Annotated in this window: 18 protein-coding genes and 3 pseudogenes; 13 read left to right on the top strand and 8 right to left on the bottom strand. The window is 70.2% G+C overall.

The window, feature by feature from the left end; genetic code table 11:
- Nucleotides 1-44 precede the first annotated feature (44 nt).
- The 3 genes and pseudogenes from ABB07_RS38395 to ABB07_RS41620 all read left to right on the top strand — a co-directional run.
- Entirely contained in the window at nucleotides 45-1,226 is a 1,182-nt protein-coding gene (locus tag ABB07_RS38395; protein ID WP_425264792.1) for a sugar ABC transporter permease, read from the top strand.
- A gap of 568 nt (nucleotides 1,227-1,794) precedes the next feature.
- A complete protein-coding gene (locus tag ABB07_RS38390; RefSeq protein ID WP_208903040.1) occupies nucleotides 1,795-2,097 on the top strand; it encodes a hypothetical protein in 303 nt (100 codons plus the stop codon).
- A gap of 15 nt (nucleotides 2,098-2,112) precedes the next feature.
- Nucleotides 2,113-2,343 (top strand): annotated as a pseudogene (locus ABB07_RS41620) (DUF4253 domain-containing protein); the annotation flags it as partial.
- A 26-nt stretch (nucleotides 2,344-2,369) separates the two neighbouring features.
- On the opposite strand, the pseudogene ABB07_RS41275 reads toward ABB07_RS41620, so the two are convergent.
- Nucleotides 2,370-2,462: pseudogene (locus ABB07_RS41275) on the bottom strand (IS5/IS1182 family transposase); the annotation flags it as partial.
- Between the two features lie 155 nt (nucleotides 2,463-2,617).
- Between ABB07_RS41275 and ABB07_RS38380 the strand changes: the two are divergent.
- Complete coding sequence (locus ABB07_RS38380; RefSeq protein ID WP_244189677.1) at nucleotides 2,618-3,415, top strand: hypothetical protein; 798 nt, start codon at nucleotides 2,618-2,620, stop codon at nucleotides 3,413-3,415.
- Nucleotides 3,416-3,589: 174 nt separating this feature from the next.
- Here ABB07_RS38380 and ABB07_RS38375 read toward each other — a convergent pair whose 3' ends face one another.
- Nucleotides 3,590-5,206: an ADP-ribosyltransferase domain-containing protein gene (locus ABB07_RS38375; protein WP_208903038.1), complete on the bottom strand. Its 1,617-nt coding sequence runs from the start codon at nucleotides 5,204-5,206 to the stop codon at nucleotides 3,590-3,592.
- A gap of 113 nt (nucleotides 5,207-5,319) precedes the next feature.
- Between ABB07_RS38375 and ABB07_RS38370 the strand changes: the two genes are divergently transcribed.
- Nucleotides 5,320-5,997, top strand: a complete 678-nt coding sequence (locus tag ABB07_RS38370) for a macro domain-containing protein (RefSeq protein ID WP_208903037.1) — start codon at nucleotides 5,320-5,322, stop codon at nucleotides 5,995-5,997.
- A 1,110-nt stretch (nucleotides 5,998-7,107) separates the two neighbouring features.
- Here ABB07_RS38370 and ABB07_RS38365 read toward each other — a convergent pair.
- Both ABB07_RS38365 and ABB07_RS38360 read right to left on the bottom strand, forming a co-directional pair.
- On the bottom strand, nucleotides 7,108-7,989 hold the full coding sequence (locus ABB07_RS38365) for a PhzF family phenazine biosynthesis protein (protein ID WP_208903036.1): 882 nt from the start codon (nucleotides 7,987-7,989) through the stop codon (nucleotides 7,108-7,110).
- Nucleotides 7,989-8,576 (bottom strand): carboxymuconolactone decarboxylase family protein, encoded by a 588-nt coding sequence (locus tag ABB07_RS38360; protein ID WP_208903035.1) that lies wholly within the window; start codon nucleotides 8,574-8,576, stop codon nucleotides 7,989-7,991. The genes ABB07_RS38365 and ABB07_RS38360 overlap by 1 nt, the downstream gene beginning before the upstream one ends.
- A 115-nt stretch (nucleotides 8,577-8,691) precedes the next feature.
- On the opposite strand from ABB07_RS38360, the gene ABB07_RS38355 reads away from it, so the two are divergent.
- The 3 genes from ABB07_RS38355 (at nucleotide 8,692) to ABB07_RS38345 (ending at nucleotide 10,392) form a co-directional block, all read left to right on the top strand.
- Nucleotides 8,692-9,069 carry a winged helix-turn-helix transcriptional regulator gene (locus ABB07_RS38355; protein ID WP_244189676.1) on the top strand — a complete coding sequence of 126 codons (378 nt, stop codon included), beginning with the start codon at nucleotides 8,692-8,694 and terminating at the stop codon, nucleotides 9,067-9,069.
- Between the two features lie 76 nt (nucleotides 9,070-9,145).
- Nucleotides 9,146-9,412: a hypothetical protein gene (locus ABB07_RS38350; protein WP_208903034.1), complete on the top strand. Its 267-nt coding sequence runs from the start codon at nucleotides 9,146-9,148 to the stop codon at nucleotides 9,410-9,412.
- An 11-nt stretch (nucleotides 9,413-9,423) separates the two neighbouring features.
- The gene (locus tag ABB07_RS38345; RefSeq protein WP_208903033.1) at nucleotides 9,424-10,392 is read left to right on the top strand and encodes a quinone oxidoreductase family protein; all 969 of its coding nucleotides are present in this window, start codon (nucleotides 9,424-9,426) and stop codon (nucleotides 10,390-10,392) included.
- Between the two features lie 502 nt (nucleotides 10,393-10,894).
- Here ABB07_RS38345 and ABB07_RS41270 read toward each other — a convergent pair.
- Nucleotides 10,895-11,077: a hypothetical protein gene (locus ABB07_RS41270; RefSeq protein WP_244189675.1), complete on the bottom strand. Its 183-nt coding sequence runs from the start codon at nucleotides 11,075-11,077 to the stop codon at nucleotides 10,895-10,897.
- Nucleotides 11,078-11,512: 435 nt separating this feature from the next.
- Between ABB07_RS41270 and ABB07_RS38335 the strand changes: the two genes are divergently transcribed.
- Nucleotides 11,513-12,886, top strand: coding sequence for a Fic family protein (locus tag ABB07_RS38335; RefSeq protein WP_208903031.1), 1,374 nt, complete (start codon nucleotides 11,513-11,515; stop codon nucleotides 12,884-12,886).
- A gap of 51 nt (nucleotides 12,887-12,937) precedes the next feature.
- On the opposite strand, the gene ABB07_RS38330 is transcribed toward ABB07_RS38335, so the two are convergent.
- Nucleotides 12,938-13,192, bottom strand: coding sequence for a hypothetical protein (locus ABB07_RS38330; RefSeq protein ID WP_208903030.1), 255 nt, complete (start codon nucleotides 13,190-13,192; stop codon nucleotides 12,938-12,940).
- A 30-nt stretch (nucleotides 13,193-13,222) separates the two neighbouring features.
- Here ABB07_RS38330 and ABB07_RS38325 point away from each other — a divergent pair, with 30 nt between their 5' ends.
- From ABB07_RS38325 to ABB07_RS38310, 4 genes and pseudogenes are all read left to right on the top strand, one after another.
- Entirely contained in the window at nucleotides 13,223-13,522 is a 300-nt protein-coding gene (locus tag ABB07_RS38325) for a hypothetical protein (RefSeq protein ID WP_208903029.1), read from the top strand.
- Nucleotides 13,523-13,895: 373 nt separating this feature from the next.
- Entirely contained in the window at nucleotides 13,896-14,444 is a 549-nt protein-coding gene (locus ABB07_RS38320) for a hypothetical protein (RefSeq protein WP_208903028.1), read from the top strand.
- A 268-nt stretch (nucleotides 14,445-14,712) separates the two neighbouring features.
- Nucleotides 14,713-14,877, top strand: a pseudogene (locus tag ABB07_RS38315) (IS701 family transposase); the annotation flags it as partial.
- A 36-nt stretch (nucleotides 14,878-14,913) separates the two neighbouring features.
- Nucleotides 14,914-15,567 carry a class I SAM-dependent methyltransferase gene (locus ABB07_RS38310; protein WP_208903809.1) on the top strand — a complete coding sequence of 218 codons (654 nt, stop codon included), beginning with the start codon at nucleotides 14,914-14,916 and terminating at the stop codon, nucleotides 15,565-15,567.
- A 341-nt stretch (nucleotides 15,568-15,908) separates the two neighbouring features.
- On the opposite strand, the gene ABB07_RS38305 is transcribed toward ABB07_RS38310, so the two are convergent.
- Together ABB07_RS38305 and ABB07_RS38300 are read right to left on the bottom strand one after the other, a co-directional pair.
- Nucleotides 15,909-17,048: an alpha/beta hydrolase gene (locus ABB07_RS38305; protein WP_208903027.1), complete on the bottom strand. Its 1,140-nt coding sequence runs from the start codon at nucleotides 17,046-17,048 to the stop codon at nucleotides 15,909-15,911.
- Nucleotides 17,045-19,522 (bottom strand): thioester reductase domain-containing protein, encoded by a 2,478-nt coding sequence (locus tag ABB07_RS38300; protein WP_208903026.1) that lies wholly within the window; start codon nucleotides 19,520-19,522, stop codon nucleotides 17,045-17,047. Before ABB07_RS38300 ends, ABB07_RS38305 begins: the two co-directional genes overlap by 4 nt.
- Between the last annotated feature and the right edge of the window lie 66 nt (nucleotides 19,523-19,588).

The raw sequence follows: 19,588 nt of genomic DNA, 5'->3' as shown, positions 1-19,588 counted from the left end.
CCGCCGGACCCCGCCGACCGGGGCCCGGGCGGAAAATCGTCCGAGTGGTGGAGGGCTGGGCCGCCGCGTCCCGGCACAAGTTCATCGCCGGCGAACTGGGCTCGTTCCCCGTCATCCTCGTCCTGCTCGCGGTATGGGTCATCTTCCAGTGCCTCAACCCGAACTTCCTCTCACCCCGGAACCTGTCCAACCTCAGTGTGGACATCGTGGGTACGGGTCTGATCGCGGTCGGCATCGTCTTCGTACTGCTGATCGGCGAGCTCGACCTGTCGGTCGGTTCGATCAGCGGTCTCGCGGCGGCCGTCTTCGCCGTGCTGAGCGTCAACAACGGCGTCCCCGAATGGCTCGCCGTCATCCTCGCGGTGCTCGTGGGCACAGCGGCCGGCACCATCCAGGGCTTTTCCTTCGCCAGGACCCGCGTGCCCGCGTTCGTCGTCACGCTCGCGGGGCTGCTGACCTGGAACGGCGTCATGCTCTACGTCCTCGGCACCAGTGGCACCATCGACCTCGACTCAAACGGCCTCGTCGCCAAGCTGACCAGCTACTACTTCAGCAACACCGCCGTCGCCTACGGTGTGGCGGCGCTCGGCGCGGGCCTGCCCTTCGTCATCTCCTACCGGAACAGGAGCCGGCGGCGGGCCCTGGGCCTGCCGCACCGTTCGCTCTCCGAGCTCGGGGTGCGCACGGGAGCGCTCACGGTGATCGCGTTCGCCGCCGCGTACGTGCTCAACCAGTTCCACGGACTGCCACTGGCCCTCCTGATCTTCCTCGTCGTGGTGGCCGGACTGGACGTGCTCCTGCGCAGCACGTACCTCGGACGACAGGTCTACGCACTCGGCGGCGGTGTCGAGGCGGCCCGCCGCGCCAGTATCGGCGTAGTGCGGGTGCAGACCGTGGTGCTCGCGGTCTCCGGCACAATGGCCGCGATCGGCGGCCTGTTCCTCGCCTCACGGATCACCTCGGTCAGCCAGTCCTCCGGCTCGGGTGTCCTGCTGCTGAACGCCATCGCGGCGGCGGTCATCGGCGGCACCAGCCTGTTCGGGGGACGCGGCACGACCTGGTCCGCGGTGCTCGGCGCGCTGATCATCCAGTCGATCGCCTCGGGCATGGCGATCATGGACATCCCGGTCGCCCTCCAGTTCGTGATCACCGGCGGGGTACTGTTCGCCGCCGCGGTCATCGACGCACTGTCGCGCCGCTCCCAGGAGGCGCACGGCCGGGCTTGAGCAGTCCGTTCACCCGGACCGCGCTCCCCGGCAGGGCCGACCATCGGCCACGTGGTCACCTGCCGTGTGCTCTCCGGCGACGCCGACGTCTCCGCGGAGCTCGCCGTGCCGGACCTGTGCCTCTTCGAAAGGGTCCTCACAGACGAGGCAGCAAGCTGAGCGCCGGGGTGCTTCCCCATGGAGAAATCGACGCGCGAGAGTCAGGTCATCTCGGAGGCTTGCCCTGACGGATGGTCTCCACGGCGAACACCGGGTTGATTGGTTCGACGACTTGCTCGACGGTAACTGCCACGAGATGGGCTGGGGCATCGCCACCCCTCCGATCCCCGCCCCGCGCGGGGACGACTCCGATCTGGTGAAGCCCTCCGTCGATGCGATCGACGAGGTATGGGCGGTTGCCGACCAGCATGACATAGCGGTTACGGCTGGTTTTCGCTGCCGAGCGTGGACATCCTTATTCGACCTCGGACTCTGAATATGAATTCGCAGAACGATGCAACCGGAGTCACTCCGCTCACGGAGCGAAGAGGAAGCCATGGGGAGTCGTCGCTGTCTCCTCAGGCCGCAAGTGCTGCAGCATCAGGTCTACCTGCACACGGACAGCCTCTACTGGATTCGTTCGGGCTTTGTTGCCCTGGCCCTCGCGAGGGCCACCGAGCGCGAGGGACGGCAGCTGAAAGACGTCGACGCCATCGTCGGCCTGTACGGCGCGTTCGAAGATCTCGGTGAGCTGGAGCGCCATGTGGTGACTACAGCGACCAGACGGTGGAGCAGACCGCCACAGAGCTCGCCGCCGGTCTTCAGGCAGGCCGGTTCACCCTCGAAACCGCGGCTCAGTGATCACACCGGCTTCGTGACTCCCAAGGGCTGACAGGCGGAAGCCCCCTTGCTCCTGCTGTGCGCCCTGCTCCGCAGTTGGGAGGACCGCTTGGGTGCGCGGGGCGTCGCCTTTGACTGCGCGATGATCCACGTCTCCGTCGCCCGCCCGCCCCGGGATGCCGATCACGCGACCCACGTCGCTCTCGAACACGTGCTGACGGGCGCCGATAAGATCTACGACGGCACCGTCCCGTACCCCGAGTACGCCGCCTCACTCGTCAACTCTCCCCTCTGGTCTACCTGGTGGGATGACAACGGCCGACACAGCAAGCTGAGCTGCCGGTGTGTGATCAGGCAGCAGGCGAGTTCGACGAAGGCTTCATGAATGTCGGCTCGGCGTTCCCACCGGACGCGAAGGGTCACGGGCAGTCCTTCTCCGACGTCTGGTCCTGGACAGGCAGGCGCTCGTCGACGGCGTACAGAGGGTGTACTTGGCCGGGGTTACTCCGCCGGTCGGTGCGTCGGTAGGGGTCGCTCAGTAGGCTGGTTCGGCGGGCGGGATGATGATCGGCATGACTTCGATAGCCCAGACTCCGGTCACCGGCCTGGACCTCACCGGATTCACGGAGCGTGAGCCCGGCGTGTGGACCGACGCGGCGGGGATCATCCTTTCGGTTCACTTCTTTCCCCTCGTACCCGACCTGCCCGCGCCGCTGCACGAGCTGGACCGGCTGCGGTACGAGCGCGCGCAGGGCGTGGCAAGGGCCGGGGGCGGCCTCATCGAGGCGGTGACGGGAACCGTGGACGGGGTCACGGCGCTCCGCCAGCTGATCAAGATGCCACTGGGAAACAGGCCGGGGCAGGCCTTCATCGGCAGTTGGACGCTACCGAAGGACCGTTGCAGCACCGTGGTGAAGGTGCAGGCCGCGGACCGCGGGATGACTGGCCTGCGGGAGGCCGTGGTGGCGGATCGCGTGGGGCTGGCCGACTACTTCCAGCCTCACCCGTACGCCGGAGGCGGACAGTTGAGCGGGTTGCCCTACCACGTAGCCGACCTGGAGCAGTGGGATACGCAGTTCCCCGACCATCCGCTCACCCTGGTACGAGCCGCCCTGCACCGGCTCACCCCGACTGTCACTCTGCACGAGCAGTTCAAGGCCCTGCCGCCATTCGCCGGCCTGGTGACGGCACCCCAGCCTCAGCCCGGACCGGCTCCGGCTCCGGCTCCGGCTCCGGCTCCGGCTCCGGCTCCCTACAGTGGGCCGGTCCCGGCCCCGCACGCGCATCCGGGTTCCGCGGCGCCGCCGTACCCCGGACCGGCCTCTCCGGCCGCACCCCGGCGCGGTTGGTTCCGCCGCAAGGGCGTCTGAGGGCTGACCGATATCGTCCGCAGCGCGTGCAGCCACTGAACTGGCCATGCGCCTCGCGGACTTGAGGCAGACGGTCTCGCCCTGGGGGCCTGTCGGTTACTGCCCGCGGCGATCGCGTTTTCCATCGCCAGCGGGCCACTGGGCGGCACATTCACCCCGCGGGTTCACACCCGCTCAGGACACGAGGGGCTGCTCTTCCGACTCGGTCAGCTTCACGGTGCACAGACCACCACGCTCGGTCTTCACATCCACCACCTCGAGTTGCGTGCCCGGCAGGAGGATGAACTCCTCCTCGCCCGTGAACGCGGAGAAATTGCGAATGCCGACGGCCCGTGCGGGTTGCACTTCGAAGAGCGTCCGCTTGCCGCGACTGCCGAGGAACCCCCGTGCCACGCCGAGCTCGGATGTGCACGAGGACACGCCCCACCAGGTCACGGTCCGCCCCACCGGGTACTGCGCCCGCAGGTCCAGCGGTACTCCGCGCCACAACGGCGCCCTGCGCACCGGAAGCCCCGACACGGCCGAGAACAGCAGCCGCAGATAGGGGAGGTACGGGACGACCTTCGACCGGTCCGGATTGCGCAGGACAGCGTTGATCTCCCGGTAGAACGCGGACTCGCAGGTGTAGAGGTAGAGGGCGGCGACGGCGTCGGCGGACAGGCCCCCGGTGCCTTCGTCCGCCCGCAGCTTGCCGAACTCGTGCGACCGCTGGACATGCCGGTCGAGACCGCGCAGCAGCCTGCCGACGGGGCTGACAGCGTCCCGGAAGTCCATGAGCGGGGTGTCAAACACACCGGTGATCGCGTCCAGGACCAGGCCTTCGTCCCTGACGCTGGAAAGTCGCTCCAGGTACAACTGGTGCAGCTCCATGGTGGACGTGATGAACGCGCCCATGCGCTGGGCGACATCACTGTCCGTCCCGTCGGACCCTGCCGCAGTCCTGTCCCACCCTCGGCTCGGCAGCCAGTCGACCGGGTCGGCGCCCACCGACGCGAGGGCGTCGTTCACCATGGCGAAGTGGTCGCCGTCGCAGAAGATGTCGCCCTGCGCGGCGGGGTTGCAGTGGTCGATGTGCCGGACCTCGACCTCGGGGTACATCTTCTGGAGCCGGAGGACGACCTGCTTCAGACTGCGGGCGTGGGCCCCCCACCACGCGAAGACGACACCGCGGTCCTCCTCGTCGGCGTTCTGCTTGGCCTTGAGTATCTCCTCGACGATCCGCTCGGCGACCGGACGCCAGAACCCCGTGTGCGGGTCGGCCCCCCTCGGCCCGTCGCTGCTGGCGGTGAGGGCCGCGTTCAGCAGCAGTACGCCCTGCGTGAGCATCGCCTGGAACCATTCCGGCGGCTGGACGGTGTCCTGCTTCTTCAGCAGGGCGCGGATGTCGGCGATCGGCGTCTTCTTGGGGATGCCGTACTTCCACATCGCCGCCGCCTTGATGATGCAGCGGATGCTGACGACCCTGCCGAACTGGCTGTCCTTCCAATCGTGGAAGGTGTTGTCGAACATGGCGATGCCGGTGGCGCTCTCCGGCCGTGGGTACGGGTTCTGCCCGAAGATGACGACCTTCCACTTGTGGGGCGGGTTGGGCTTGAGCGCCTGGAAGGTCAGTTCCCGGACGGGAACCACATCCGGGCCTCGGCCCGGGCCGATGAACGAGGCGGCGTTCGGCTGTGCCTCGATGACCGGCTTCAGCAGCGGGAACCACGGTTCACCGCCGTCCTTGAACAGTTCGTCGAGGGCAAGCGGGTCGTTCGGATCGGGCTGGGCCGAGGCGTTGTCATTGATCACGGCCGGGAGGCTAGCAGCGGGGTACGACAACGCGATCTCCCAACTGCGTTGTCAGTGGGTGCCTGTAGCGTCGTGATCACTGGACAGCCCCTTTCCCGACGGGAGTGTGGAAGATGACCGTGAACCGTGTGCAGCCGCCGCTCAAGGTGGTCCTGACCGACATCAACGTCAAAGTGGTGCACGCGTGGCGGGCTGCGTTCGCCGATACTCCCGAGATCGAGATCCGCAAGGGGTCGATCGTCGATGAGACCGTCGACGCCTGGGTCAGCCCGACCAACTCGCGGGGCCTGATGAACGGCGGGGTCGACGCCGTCATCAAGCGGCACCTGGGCGCGGGGATCCAACTGCGCGTACAGCGGGCGATCCGCGACCAGTTCGGGGGACGGCTCCCGGTGGGAAGCGCGGTGTGCGTTCCGTCCGGGGCGACCAACCCGAAGTTCCTGATCTCGACGCCGACGATGGAACAGTCGTCGCAGAACGTGAGCGAGACCCTCAACGTGGCCCTGGCGTGCGCCGCCGCGTTCCAGGCGATCCACCACCAGAACAACAAGGCACCCGGCAGCATCACGTCGGTGGCACTGGTCGGCATGGGAGCCCAGACCGGCCGGGTACCGGCACGCGTGTGCGCCAACCTGATGTGGACGGGCTACACGCTGTTCAACGACTACTGCTTCGACGACTACGACGACCTGCGGACCACGATCATCGGCCAACTCGATGACATCGAAAACGCTCCTGCCGACACCCAGGTACGCATAGCGCCGCCCAACCGGGGGTCATCCCGTCGGTGACCATCGTGAGAACCGTCGCCGGCGTTGTGTTTGATCGCGCAGGCTGCGCAGCGCCCCGACGAGCAGCCCCCTCCTGCCGCGCATCCGCTCTCTCTACGCCCTCGTGCCGCTGAACGCCGCACACAGCACCAGGAACCTTTACCAGCCCCCGTGGCCGAACCCCGGATCATCACCAGCGTGTGTGGACCGCACAGGAGCAGGCGCACCCCGGCCGCGCCGGGTACTCGGACCGGCACGGCCAGGCGGAGACGTCAGCGGGCCAGGGTGGCTGTGCCGGGAACGCGTCCCGGTGGGCGCGAAGCGGCCGGCAGGCTGGACGGCACGGGAGGCGTTGTGCACCTGGAAGCGGCCATGCACTGGCCGCGCGGGCCAAGGACGTGGCACGGGCGCCTGACGACACGCCCTGGTAGCGGTTCTCACACGCGATCAGCGTCGTCCGATGGGACCGCCGCACACCGGAGCCAGGTGCATCGACCAGCGGTTGCCGTTCTGACGGGCCGTACGCACCCGCTCGGCCAGGCCCTCGGCCGGCGGTACACGCAACCTCTCTGCCAGGGCGAGGGCGGAGGTCTGGCCCCGGACGTGGTGCCGCCCGCCTGCCAGCCTTGCGCCACGGTGACGTTCACGCCGCGATCGGCCGCGCGCTCGGCGTCTTCGACGGAGCCGACCTGTGCAGGTGGAGAACGCCCGTGGCGTACAGGCGTGCGGAGGGGGCCGACCGGGTCTTCCCAGAAGGTCGAGACGATCGGCACTTCCTGTCCAGACAGGCTGCCCCTCACGTCGTCGACGGGGAAGTCCAGCACCAGGTTGACGGCGAAGGAGTGTCCGTCAGTCAGTTCGTGGACTCGGCGGATCTGCTGCGCCGACTCTTGGAGACCGGCGCAGGTGAGCGCCAGTCTGCCCAGTCCGAACGCACGGAAGACCGGGGGGGAGTTCGGGGGGCCAGTTCGGGAGTGGCCGCCGAGCCGGTGGGGGCCTGGATGACGGGCATACGGATGCCCAGCAGGGCCGCAGCGGTGAACCAACCTGCTTGTGTTCATTGGGCGTTCGCCCTCTCCTGTTCGGGTCCCCGGGGGCGGACCGGCGCAGCAACTCGCCGCGCGCCTACGGCTACTGGGGATGCGGAAGGTGGACGACGTTCGTGACCTCGGCAGTGCCGCCCAGGTGGACCGTGGCACCGGACGGGCTGTGCTGTGCAGTAGCGATGATCGTGGCGGGGCTGCCGACGGAGTCGCCCATGTCGACCGCGATGCCGGTGATGCCCTGCCCGGCGAGGTGTGCGACCAGGGAGGCAGTGCTGTTGGCGTTGGCGATGTCTTCCGCGACGCCGATCGACGGGGCGAACATACGGGCTGCAAGGCGGCCGCTGGGGGCCGGAGGGGAGTAGACGTAGCAGCCTAGGATGCCGAGGCGGTCACAGGCGGCACGGAGCAGTTCGAGGTCGGGATGGAGGGCGGCCAGAGCGGACCGAGAACCGACGGGAACGAGCAGGCGCGGCCGCCCCACGGAGGCGACGCGGACGCTCTGCGCAAGAGCGGTGTCGGAGGCCATGCCGAGAGCGGGCAGGATGAGGTCGCACTCGGCATCGGTGGGGTCACGCAGTTCGACGGGACCCGAGTTGAATGCAGCCTCGATGTGCGCTTTCTCGCGTATGGCCCAGCCGGGGAAGACCCGCTGCGGAGTATGGAGGGTGACCCGGTACTCCCGGCCGTCGGCGCGGTCGGCCAGGAAAGCCACAGCGGCGATCGTCCCGTGGCCGCACGCGGGCAGTTCTCGCTCGGCGGTGAAGAAGCGCAGGGAGACCGCGACATCGCCGCCCCGGCCATCGAGCGGCGAGACGAAGACGGCGTGTGAGGTTCCCAGCAGGGCCGGTACGCGACGTCGTTCGTCGTCACTCAGCGGCGCTTCGTCCATCACCGCCGTGGGGCTCCCGCCTGCGCCCTCGCGCAGGCACGCGCGGACGATGGCGACGGGCAGGCCACGCTCACTCATCAGACGCCGTCCCGCGCGTCGGTCGCGCGGAACATGTCGAACCGCGGTGCCCCCGGCTCCGGTGGGAGCCTGGTGGCGCGGGCGGTGAAGCTGATGGCTTGGTACCAGCCGCACAGCATCAGCAGGTCGAGGATCTGTTCGGGGCTGAAGTGAGTGCTGAGCCGGGCCCACAGCGTGTCGTCGATGTCGTGGCCGTCGTGCAGGGCGTCGGCTGTGTCGATCAGCAGTCGGTCGCGTTCGCCGGTCCAGCAGGGGTCGGCGCTGGATCCGTGGGTCAGGGAGGTGATCTCTTCGGTGGTCAGGCCGGCGCGGTCGGCGAAGCGGGCGACGTGGACGCCCCATTCGTACTCGCAGCCGCACCGGGCGCAGGTGCGGTCGATGACGAGCTCGCGGTCCCGCAGACCGAGGCTGAGTCGGCGGCTGAGCTGGTAGGAGCCCCAGCCGTGCAGTGCCTGGGCGAGGGGGAGGTTGCGGGCGAAGGTGCGGAAGAGGGCGATCGGTTCCTCCCCGCTCGGCATCATGCGCCGCAGTACCGCCGCGCTCTCCCCGGGATAGGGGGCCGACAGTGGTGGGATCCGGGTGGCCATGGCGTTGCATTCCTCCTCACAGGGTGCTTCGCATTTCGAAGCACCCTGTGAGGAGGGTAGTGTTTCTGATTCCGAAGCACCACCCCGCACCCGGCACGAGAGAACGGCATCCCCCATGACGCCAACGCCTCGCCCGCGCCGCCCGGTCCGTGGTTCCACCACCGGCCGTCCGCTCATGGCCGCGCTCGACCTGTTCGGTCGGCGGTGGATCCTGCGCATCATGTGGGAACTGCGCGACGGACCGCTCGGTTTCCGGCCGCTGCAGCAGCGGTGCGACGGTATGTCATCCAGCGTGCTGCAGCAGCGCCTCACCGACCTGCAGGAGGCCCTGCTCGTCGAACGCGACGCCGTCGGCGCCTACCAGCTGACCCCCCTGGGCCGGGACGCCTATCACGAACTCCGCGGGCTGGTCCGCTGGTCCGACCGCTGGGCGGCCGAGCTCGACCGCCGGCCGCCCGATCGGCCGACCACAGGGTCGCCGCCGTCGGCCTGATCCGTCGCACGGCAGACGGGAGGAGGAAGGGTCGGTCCGCGAGGTGCCACGGCGCATTGAACAGGGTGTCCCGGGCGTGGGCAGCAAGCAGGATGGCAAGGGTGGGCCGGTCGGCCCCGACCGTCTCGCCCGGGTACTCGTGGCCGACCATATGACACTGCGCCGACAGGTCGAGTGGGACAGCTGCGTCATCGGCGGTGAGGTGTACGACCGTGCCCGGCGCGACGCCGTCGATCGTTTACGCAGGCGCAGCAGGAGCGTGACGCAGAGCAGTCCGGTGCCGTCGAAGGTGATGTCCGGATCCGGTATCGGCGTGGGGGCCGTGGAGAGAACCTTGCAGTGAGGAGGAGACGCATGCGCGCCATGCAGTTCGAGCGGTTCGGTGGGCCCGAGGTCCTTACGGAGGCCGCGGTGCCCGAGCCGGTGGCGGGGCCGGGTGAGACGGTGGTCGAGGTGGAGGCGGCAGGCGTCAACTTCGGCGACATCAAGCAGATCGCGGGCGAGCAGCCCGACGGCCCCTACGCCCCCAAGGGCCCGCTGCCGCGGATCCCGGGCATGGAGGTCGTAGGCCGGACGGCGGACGGGCGGCGGGTCCTCGGCCACGTCCTGCAGGGCGGTTACGCCGAGCGGACGGTGGTCGCCGAGCGAGACCTGGTCGCCGTGCCGGAGTGCGTGAGCGCGGGCGAGGCGCTGGCGGTCCTCATCCAAGGGCTGACGGCCTGGCACCTGCTGCGTTCGGTCGCCCGGATCAGACCCGGCGAGAGCGTGGTGGTGCATGCCGCCGCGGGCGGCACCGGAAGCCTCGCGGTGCAGCTGGCCCGGGAGTTCGGGGCCGGGCGGGTCATCGCCACCGCGTCCTCCGAGGACAAGCGCGCCTTCGCCCTGGAGCTGGGCGCGGACGTGGCGATCGACGGCGAGGCACGGGGTTACCGGGAGCGGGTCCTGGCCGCCAACGGCCGGCGGCCGGTCGACATCGTGCTGGACGCCATCGGCGGCCCGGTTCTCGACGCCGCCCTGGACACCTTGGGCTACCTGGGGCGGCTTGTCACCTACGGCGCCTCTGCCCGGCAACCGGCCTCCGCCATCGCCCCGAGCCGCCTTGCGGTGGACAGCCTCACCGTCGCGGGCTTCTGGCTCACCCCACTGCTCCTGCGGGAGGGGGCCGGGGGCGCGCCGCTGGAGGAACTGCTCGACCTCACGGCCAGGCGGCGCCTGCGACCGCTGGTCGGAGGGGAGTACCCGCTCGGGCAGGCCCGCCAGGCACACGAGGACCTGCTCGCCCGCCGCACGAAGGGAAAGCTCATCCTGGTCCCCCAAAACTGAACGTGCAGGCCGATCTCACCTTCATGACGGGACGGCCGCTGGTGGGCCGGTGAACGGGCGGACATCGATGACGCGCATGCCTGCGGCTCGGGCGGCGGCCATGCCCTCGGCGCTGTCCTCGGTCGGCCTGTTCGGCGAACGTGACCTTCGCACAGGCCGGGTTCTCACAGTACAAACGGCGCACGCACAGCCACCGATCGCCCTGTCGGCGAGATGGCGTACGTCACGGCAATACACCCAGTCGATGGTGATGCCGCAGCCCGAACACCGAGCAGGTGCTTCAGCACTGGTACGAGACCGGACGGTCACGACAGGCCCTGTCACTTCGACGGAGACAACCGCCACGCCGGTCAAGTGCGGTAAAAGCCAGGGAAGTTCAGCAACACATAACGAGAGGATGCCCAGCACCGGGAAGTCCGTGTCCTACGTGCCCGCGGTGATCGCCGGCTACGAAAATCTTGCCAGAGCAGGCAGAGGCTGTACGCCGACAACTGGGCCTGAGTCAGTCGCCGATGAACCACAGATAGAGGTGCAGCCCGCGTTCCACGACCTGGCACAGCTCGCGGGCCTGACCGACCCAGTCACCGCCCAACTCGGCGGGAAGCCGGTCGAGTTCCGCCAGCAGCAGTGGCACCTGCCGCTGGTTGAAGACGGCATCCCCGTACGGCGTCAGGGCCCAGAGCATCGGGAACTCCGCCGAATCCAGATCCGCGAAGCCAGCCGTCCACTTTACGCCGGCTTTGGCGCTAGCCACGACGTTCCCGCTGTCACCACGCACCGCCATATTGATCATTCGCCGAGCCTATCCGCACCCACTGCCGCCCACGAAGGAATTACCGACCGGGGCGGGGGCGTCGAACTTCTGCGAGAGGCGGGCTCTCAGTCGGGGTAGTGCGGCACTGCGGGTGCAACGCCGGTCGTCGCTTGCCGGGCTTTTCGACGGTCCACCCGTGTGCTTCGTAGTAGGCGCAAGAGCCGGCGGCGGCCGGGCTGGTCGACGAGGTGGCGACGGCAGGGCGCCGACGCAGCCGCCAGAGGCCGGGGGCGCGGTTCGAACGGGTTCGGGCAACCGACCGGTAATCGGATTGAACCGGCGCTGGTGGGCGGAGAGACTTGCGCGGTGATCACGGAGCTGTCCCCCCACAATCTGACCTGGGACGAGGTGGATCCCGCCCGTCATCCGTTCGACAGGGAATCGGCGGCGCGGGTGGTGAGATCGCTCGGGCCGGCCGCGCGGGTGCCCCGACGCCCCGACGTACCACCGGGTGACCAGACCCTGCGCGAGTGGAGCTGGGACGAGGCCAGACCCTGGTCCGACGCCATGACGTACGCCCTGGCCGAGCACTACGGCAGCTGGGTCGCCGGCTGGCGGTGGGCGCACGACGAAGGGGACTACGACGGGGGTCCGGTCGGCAGCTGGTGCTGCCCGCAGCACTCGGTCACCACCCCGGACGAGACCCTCGATCGCGTGACCGCGGCGCTGTGCGAGTGGCGTGAGTGGCTGGAGAGCCTGGCCACACGATTCGAGGCCTACCCGCTGGACCTGGCCGACATCGACGACCAGCGGATCTTGTGGGACCGCACCGCCCGCAACCTGATCCTGCACGTCACCGACCGCACCGGCTGCGGCAGCGCCTGGTACGGGCACTGCCATCAGGTACTCAGCTGGTTCCTCACCCGCTGGGGCGTCGCGGCGGACGACGCCGAGCACCTGGTGGACCGGGCGATCGGCGGCCGGTTCAAGAGCTGGACCGGCCCCGGCCCGGTACTGGTCGACGACATCGCCGAGCGGCTCGCGGCCTCCGTGCGGCCGCACGCGGACGCCCGGGCCGCCGAGTCGCCGCTGCCCGACCACCTGGAGCGCTGGCTCGCGGTGCGGGAAGCCGTGCCGTGGCAGGAGGCCCAGGACAGCACCGGGGATGGACCGGTGACGCCGTCCCGCGACGGAGCGGCGGAGGAGATCCGCACCTTCGACGCAGTCCTGGACCCCGCCCGCGGACAGGGTCTGCTCACCGCCCTGGAGCTGATGCGGGCCGACGCCGCGCGCGGGGCCCGGCTCGACTTCGACCTGATCCAGGGCTGGCAACGACACGTCCTGGGCACGCCCGCGCCGCCGCCGTTGCGCACCTTGGCCGCCTTCGCCAAGGGCGGCCGGGAACGGTACGGCATCGGCCCGGACACCCGCGCCCGCCTCGACGCCTGCCTGGCCGAGAGCGTGAAGGACGCCGCCCGGCCCCTCCCACTGACCGCCCGGGCCGCACGCGCCTTCCTCGACGTCTGCTTCTTCCACCCCTTCGACGACGGCAACGGCCGCTCCGCCCTCCTCACCTGCCTCTTCGTCCTGGCCCGCGAGGGTGTCGCGCTCGACAACGTGCGACTGCTGCGCCGTGTCTCCTTCCAGGCCGACGAGCCGCAGGACGCGCTGACCCTCACCCGGTACATCGACCTCCACCTGAGCGAGACCCGGCGAAGGGGCACCGACCCGGCCTCCTGAACGGCCTGCGGCCGCGTCCCGCTACCCCACGACGCAGCCGGCCGCCCATTGTCACCCCGCCCCGGCGACTCCCTCAGACGCCAGCTGCTCCGCGGCGGCCAGGATGCAGTCGCGCGGTACCAGGACCAGGGACTCACCCTCACCGATCGAGGCGCCCAGCTCGTTCATCCGCTCCGCCTCCGGCGCGGTCAGCAGATGCGACTTCCCGATCACCAAGAAGTCGCCGTCGTCCAGCTCCAGGACGTCGGGGCAGTTGTTCGCTCCGACGGACCCGCGCTCGGCGGGCGTCGATCCGATACGGCGCATGAGGCTCCTTACGGTGACACGATCGGTGTTATGAACACCAATACGGACTGGGTCTACCGGGTGTTCGAGCCCCACGGCTCCGAGGGCTGGCGCCCCTACGGCAGCGACCCCGAACGATGGCACGGCGTGATCACCGCCGCCGACACGGACGAGGGCGCCAAGCACGCCATCGGCCGCATCGTCGCCGACCTCATGACCGAGTGGGAGAGGACCGGCCTCCACCACGCGATGCACGTGCGCGTCTTCCTCTGGCACGACGAGGCCGGCCGGATGGAGGATGCGGACTTCGTCGTGGAGGTCCGGCCCCGATCCGACTTCGACACAGCGTGACGGATCCGGATACTCGGCCGAAATCCACGTCGACGGCAATCCGCCCGTGGGGCACCGAAACCCCTGATCAAGGGAGCCGCAGGTACGACCTCCTTCGCGGCCTCATGCTTCGCCTCGATGACCTGGGCGATGGGTGATCTCCGCCCGGCCCGGAAGTCCCCGTGTGCGGCTTCCTGGTCGCAGAGGGCGATCAATTCGGCTCGGCGTCGGCCCACGGAGGATGGAAGGCCGGAATGACGGAAAGGACCTCTAGATCGCAGACCGCCGCCGCACCCGAAACTTCAGACGGGGGCGTCGGGGGTGGTGCCGGGCGAACCATGAGGGCGAACGGGACGGCACCTATGATCTCCAGCCTGGGCGATGAGGAGGTCATGTGGCGTTTCAGGACCATGTGCAACGGGTCGCGGGCGAGGTCGTCGGAGGGTTTCCGGCGGACCGTGGCATCTACGCGGTGACCTTCCGTGTCGACAGCGTCGATCAGGATCCGCGGTTTCCCTACGTGGCGATCGGCTACACGACCGAGGCCGATGCCGCGGCATCGGGGCAGCAAGCGTCGGACGACTGGGAGGCGCGTTGGAGCTACGCGTTCTTTCCGGAGACGGGGCTCGAGGGGGTAAGGAGCGTCGGGCGTGATCCGGACGGTGCTCACTTGCACCGGCAGGAGGCGGAGTCCCGGGGGCTCTGGTACGAGGACGACGACGAGCCGGGTGATCGCCACGAGCAGCTGGTCGAGTGGTTCTACCAGGTGTGCGTCACAGCCGCTCGGCACCTCCACGACAGCGGCAGGATCCTGGAGGTACTGGGACGGCGGGTACCGGTGATTCTGTACGACATGTTCGACCCCGACGCGATGTTCCGGCTGACCTCGGACGCCAATCCAGCGGAGTTGATCGCCGAGTTCATGGCCGAGGACCCAGGTTGACGGCGACATGCGTGGCGGTGGTCGTTCCCCGCGCTACGCCGAGCAGCGGGCGTGTGTACGGGCCGCGGCGCGTCCGCCGGGCGACCGTGCCGGTGAAGGCCGACCCGACGCGGTCCAGGCTCTCCTCCACGCACGCGACGCGAAGCCGCCGCCACAACAGGGGCCAGGCCGGCCATGCCGATGCCTGCGATCCCTCGGCAAGAGGCGGCCGCAACCGGGCCCGTCCGCCCTCGTCGGAGGGCAGTGTCAGAGCTGTGTGCGACGGTATTACCGCGAGCTCGAACTCGGCCTGGGCCTGGACCACTTCGAAGAGCGCTCCCGGCCTGGCCGGCGCCACCACGTCACCCTGGTGACCGCCACCCACGCCTTCCTCACCGAACAACGCCTGGCCCCAGGAGTCCCGGAGCCGGCCTCACCCTCTACCAGGTCCTCGGCAGGCCTGTCGGTTCTCTGGTCTAGGGTCGCGCGCATGGCTGAGCCCTCCTTTCTGACCGCCGTGCGCGAGTCGTACGACACGGTCGCCGCCGATTACGTCGAACGCGTCCCGCCTCCCGCCGAGATGGACCCGCTGTCACGCGCGATGCTGGCGGGGTTCGCCGAGCTCGTACGGACGGCGGGTCTGGGGCCGGTCGCGGATCTGGGGTGCGGCCCCGGACGCGTAACGGCGCACCTGGCCGGCCTGGGAGTGTCCGCCTTCGGGGTCGATCTGTCACCGAAGATGATCGGGCTGGCCCGGCACGCCTATCCGAACCTGCGGTTCACCGAGGGCTCGATGACCGCGCTGGAGTTGGGGGACGGCGAGCTCGGCGGCATCCTGGCCTGGTACTCCACCCACCACACGCCCCCGCAGTGGCTGCCGGCGGTGTTCGCCGAGTTCCACCGCACGCTCGCGCCCGGCGGCTACCTGCTCTGGGGAGACTATGTCGGCGATGAACGGCTGCAGCCGACCCAGGGCTATGGCCGTCCGGTGTCCTACGAGTCGTACCTCCTGCCACTGGACCGCATGGCCGGCCTGCTGGAGCAGGCCGGACTCGTCGTCACCGCGAGGCTGGAGCAGGAGCCCGGCGGACGGGTCAACAGACCGCACGCCTGCCTGCTGGCCCGCAAGCCCGAAAAGCCCTGACGGGGCGTGTTGCTGCGGCGTGGCCGCTCGTGTCAGATCGCCAGCGGTCACGGCGCGGCGGTCAGGCCGCGCGGTTGAGAGGGCGGCCCCCTGACCGCTACGTCGCAGACTCATGCTGCCTGTCCACCATCACCTGGAACCGTCAAGCAGCATGCGAGACACCGTCAAACGAATCCGGGGACCATGCTGTGGAGGAGGTCACGGTCGAGGACCGGACAGTGGACTCACCGACCTGGCGATGGCGGGTCGGAAGGTCACCGCCGCGATACCGGGATGGGGCCCGGGACCACGTCGTACGTTGTTCCGCGCCGCCGGTCGGTGGTCGGCCGACCGGCCGCCCGTCACCGCCGTCCGCCGAGAAAATCGAGGATGTGACCGAAGACGTCCAGGGCGGCGCCCCGGCCGAGGAATGTGTCCAGGTGGCCGTAACCGGGGATCTCGGTGTAGGACACGTCCAACTGGGGCTGCCGGTGGGCGAGTACGTCGTGGCAGAGGCGCTGGGAGTCCAGCCAGAGGCCGTTCTCGCTGCCTGCGAGGAGCAGGACCGGGGTGTCGATGCGGTCGGCCGCGTCCAGGGCGTTGGGTGGCAGTGCGCGGTAGCGGTGGTCGGTGTCGTGCCAGCGGACCACGCTGCGGGCCAGTTCGATGCGGCGCAGGTGGGGCAGGATCCACAGTGGCGCGGGGCCGAGGAGGTCGGCCAAGCGGCCGTGGGTGGCCTCGGAGAGGTTCTCGTGCTGGAAGAGCGAGGCGCCCGTGCCCCAGGCGGAGTTGTGCAGGATCTGGCAGGTCGGGTCCGGGCAGCTCGCCTTCCGTGACGCCAGTGCGAACAGCGGGGTGTACTTCGACCACAGGCCCACCTTGCGGAAGTCGACCGGGATGTGGTCGATCCGCGTCTTCAGCAGCTCCCCCGCCAGCGACATCCGCAGCGATGTGCGGCCGGCGAGCTTCGGCGTCAGGAACACACCCTGGGACACCACACCGGCGAGGCCCGGCACCAGTCCCGCCGCCATGCTCAGCGACAGCGTGAGCGAGCCGATGCAGTGCGCGACCACGAACAGCGGGCGGTCGCCGATGCGTTCGCGGATACGGGCGACGGCCGCGGGGATGTCGTACAGGGCCACGTCGTCGTACGTGTACCGCCGGCCGGTCTCGTTGTACGGCAGCCGGCAGCTGCCCCGCCAGTCCAGCAGCCAGGGCTCGTAGCCGTCGTCGAGGAGGACGTCGACCAGATTGCGGGTCTCCGGCAGCAGGAACATGTCGGCGGACGCGGTGTGTCCGTGCAGGAGCAGCACGGCGGGGCGGTCCGCGGCGCCGGTGTCGATGCGGGTCAGGCCGAGGCGGACGCCGTCGTCCGCCCGGAAGGGGATCTCCTCGACGCGGGCCGGGTCCAGGCGGTGGTGGAGCGGACGCAGGGCCGCGGCGGTCCTGACCCGGCGCAGCGCCGGCCCGCCGGCGCGGGAGGTGGTCGTCCTGAAGATCATCGGTGGTGCTCCGTGGGGGTCGGGGTGCGGCGCAGGTCGAGCAGGTCAGCGGCGGCGCGGGCGAAGGGGCCGAGCAGGCCGCGGCCCATCTCCAGGCCGAACCAGGCGAGCCAGGTCAGCTTGGCGGCCCGCTTCTCCTGGCTGGTCAGCCGCGGGTCGACCTTGATGCCGTCGATCTGGTCGCGGACGTAGGAGTCCGCGGGCACCACGACCTCGCCCGCCAGGCTCGCCGGTTCGCCCTCGCGGCCGATCCGCACGGTCAGCGCGCGGGTCTGCCGCCACAGGTCACGGCGGGCCCGGGCGTACTTGTGGCCCTCCAGCCACCAGTGGCCGCCGTCGGCGTCGCGCAACCGCAGCCGGTAGCGCAGAAGTTGGTGCTTCAGCCCGTGCTGCTGCGGGATTCCCTCCTCGGGGCGGACCCATATGTCACCGCGCTCGACCGCCAGCGGCTCGGGATGTACGGCGGTGCAGACGACCTCGCCGGTCACGTCCACCCGCCGCTCCTTCACCAGCTGGTACATGCTCGCGATGGAGAGGGTGAGCGCCATGGTGCAGGGGCTGTCGGCGGGGGCGCCGACCGGGCCTACGCTGCCCTGTGTCGTCTCGGAGAACCACAGGTAGGGCCGGTCGTCCTTGTGCGGCAGCCGGGCGAGGCCGTCCTGGGCGAGCCGCTCGAAGGTCCTCAGCTGGGCCTGAGCGTCGTAGCGGGCCGCGGGCGGCAGCCCGAGCGCCTCGACCAGCGCGGCCGTGCGTGCGCCTTCCGCCGCCGGGCCCTTCAGGGTCGCCTCGCACAGCTTGAGAGCGGTGGGGCTCTGCAACACGCGGGTGAGGAAGGCCAGTTCGGGCACGGGATCGGCCGCCAGGCGGGCCAGGGCGTCGGTGCGCCACTCGTCCCAGTCCTGGACGCGCACGTGCATACCGCCGAGCGCCATGTCGCGGACGACGTCGTCGAGCGTGTTGGGCACGCCGGTGAGGTTGTAGTCGTAGCCCCAGGCGTCGGGCTCGCAGATCGCGGCGACGGCGACCCGGCTCACCCAGTCCACCGGGGCCGCGTTCAGGTAGCGGAAGGCCGGTACGGTACGGAAGCGGCCGAAGGCGGAGATCAGGCCGCTGCTCAGGTCCTGCGCATTGTAGGCGCCGGTCTTCGTGTGGCCGCCGATGCCGCCGGGGCGCAGCGCGGTGACGACCAGGCCGTGATCGCGGGCACGGCGCAGGGCGACCTCGGCGGCCCACTTCGACTGGTCGTAGCCCGAGACCAGCCGGTCGACGTGGGCGAGGGGGTCGTCCTCGCCCATGGAGGTGATGCCGACCTCGTTGAAGACGGCGATCGAGGAGATGTGGTGCAGCGGCTTGGGCCGCCCGGTGGCCGCGAGTTCGGCGAGGGTGAGCGCGCCGAGGACGTTGCTCGCCCGCAGCGACTGGTAGCCGCGCAGGAAGTCCACGGCCGCCGCCACGCCCACGACGCTGTCCAGTTCGTGGGCGAGCGTGTGCCACAGGTCGTCGGGCAGGCCGAGCCGCGGCCGCCGGATGTCGCCGGGCAGCACGGTCACCCGGCGTCGCACCTCCGACGACCAGGGCAGCCGGTAGCTCTTCAGCGCCTCGCCGAGCCGGGCGGCGGCCGCCTCCTCGTCGGCCGCGCGGACCAGGCAGTAGACATGCGCGTCGCTGTGCCGGAGCAGGTCGAGCAGCATGTGACTGCCGAGGAAGCCGGTGGCGCCGGTCAGCAGGACCCGGCGGGGCGGCAGCGGGTCGGGCACGTCGGCGAACGGCAGGCGGTCGGCGAGGGCCAGATCGGCGAGGATCTGCTCGAGGTCCTCGCGGCGGGCCGTGGCATACCGGTCGTCGCCACTGCCGGCAGGGGGGCGGAGCGCCGGCGGGGTGCGCGGCGCCGGGATCGGGAGGGTGCGCGGAGCGGGGGGCGGAAGAGCGCCCGCCGCGGAGAGCGGCAGTGTGCCGGGGGCCGGGTCCACGACAGCGCCCGCGCCGGAAACCGGCAGCGTACCGGCGGCCGGAACCGGCAGAGTGCCCTGGGCGGTGGGCGCCGGGGTCCCTGCGGGCACGGCCGACGGGGCGGCCTCGCTCGACGCTTCGGCCCCGGTCGCCCGCAGCCAGCGCCGGGCGAGACTGATCGGACGGGCGTCGGCGAACACCTCGTCCAGATCGAACTCGATGCCCAGCTCGCCCTCCAGCTCCGCGACGAGTTCAACGGCGTGCACGGACGTGCCCCCCGCGTCGAAGAAGTCGGCGTCGGGCGACAGGTGCCCCGCGGGCAGGTAGCGGCCCGCCGCGGCGGCGATGGCCGCGGCCACGTCGTCCACGTCGCGGGCGGGCGGGGCGGGGGCGGCACCGGAGTCCGCGCCGCCGGCGGCCTGCATCACCCTGGCCAGCAGGTCGTCCACACCGAGCCCGCCGCCACCGCGCTCGATCGCCTCGGCGGTCGCCCGCTGCCCGGAGTCGTCCGTCACGTCACGCATGAGTGCCCTTCCACGATGTGCGCGTCCTTTCCCTTGCCTTCCGACAAGGCCCCTGCTGTCCGGCAA

The organism is Streptomyces incarnatus (assembly GCF_001027185.1).
GTDB classification, from domain to species: Bacteria; Actinomycetota; Actinomycetes; order Streptomycetales; family Streptomycetaceae; genus Streptomyces; species Streptomyces puniciscabiei.
The sequence above is the reverse complement of the archived record's forward strand: the minus strand, read 5'-3'. Positions and strand labels throughout refer to the sequence as shown.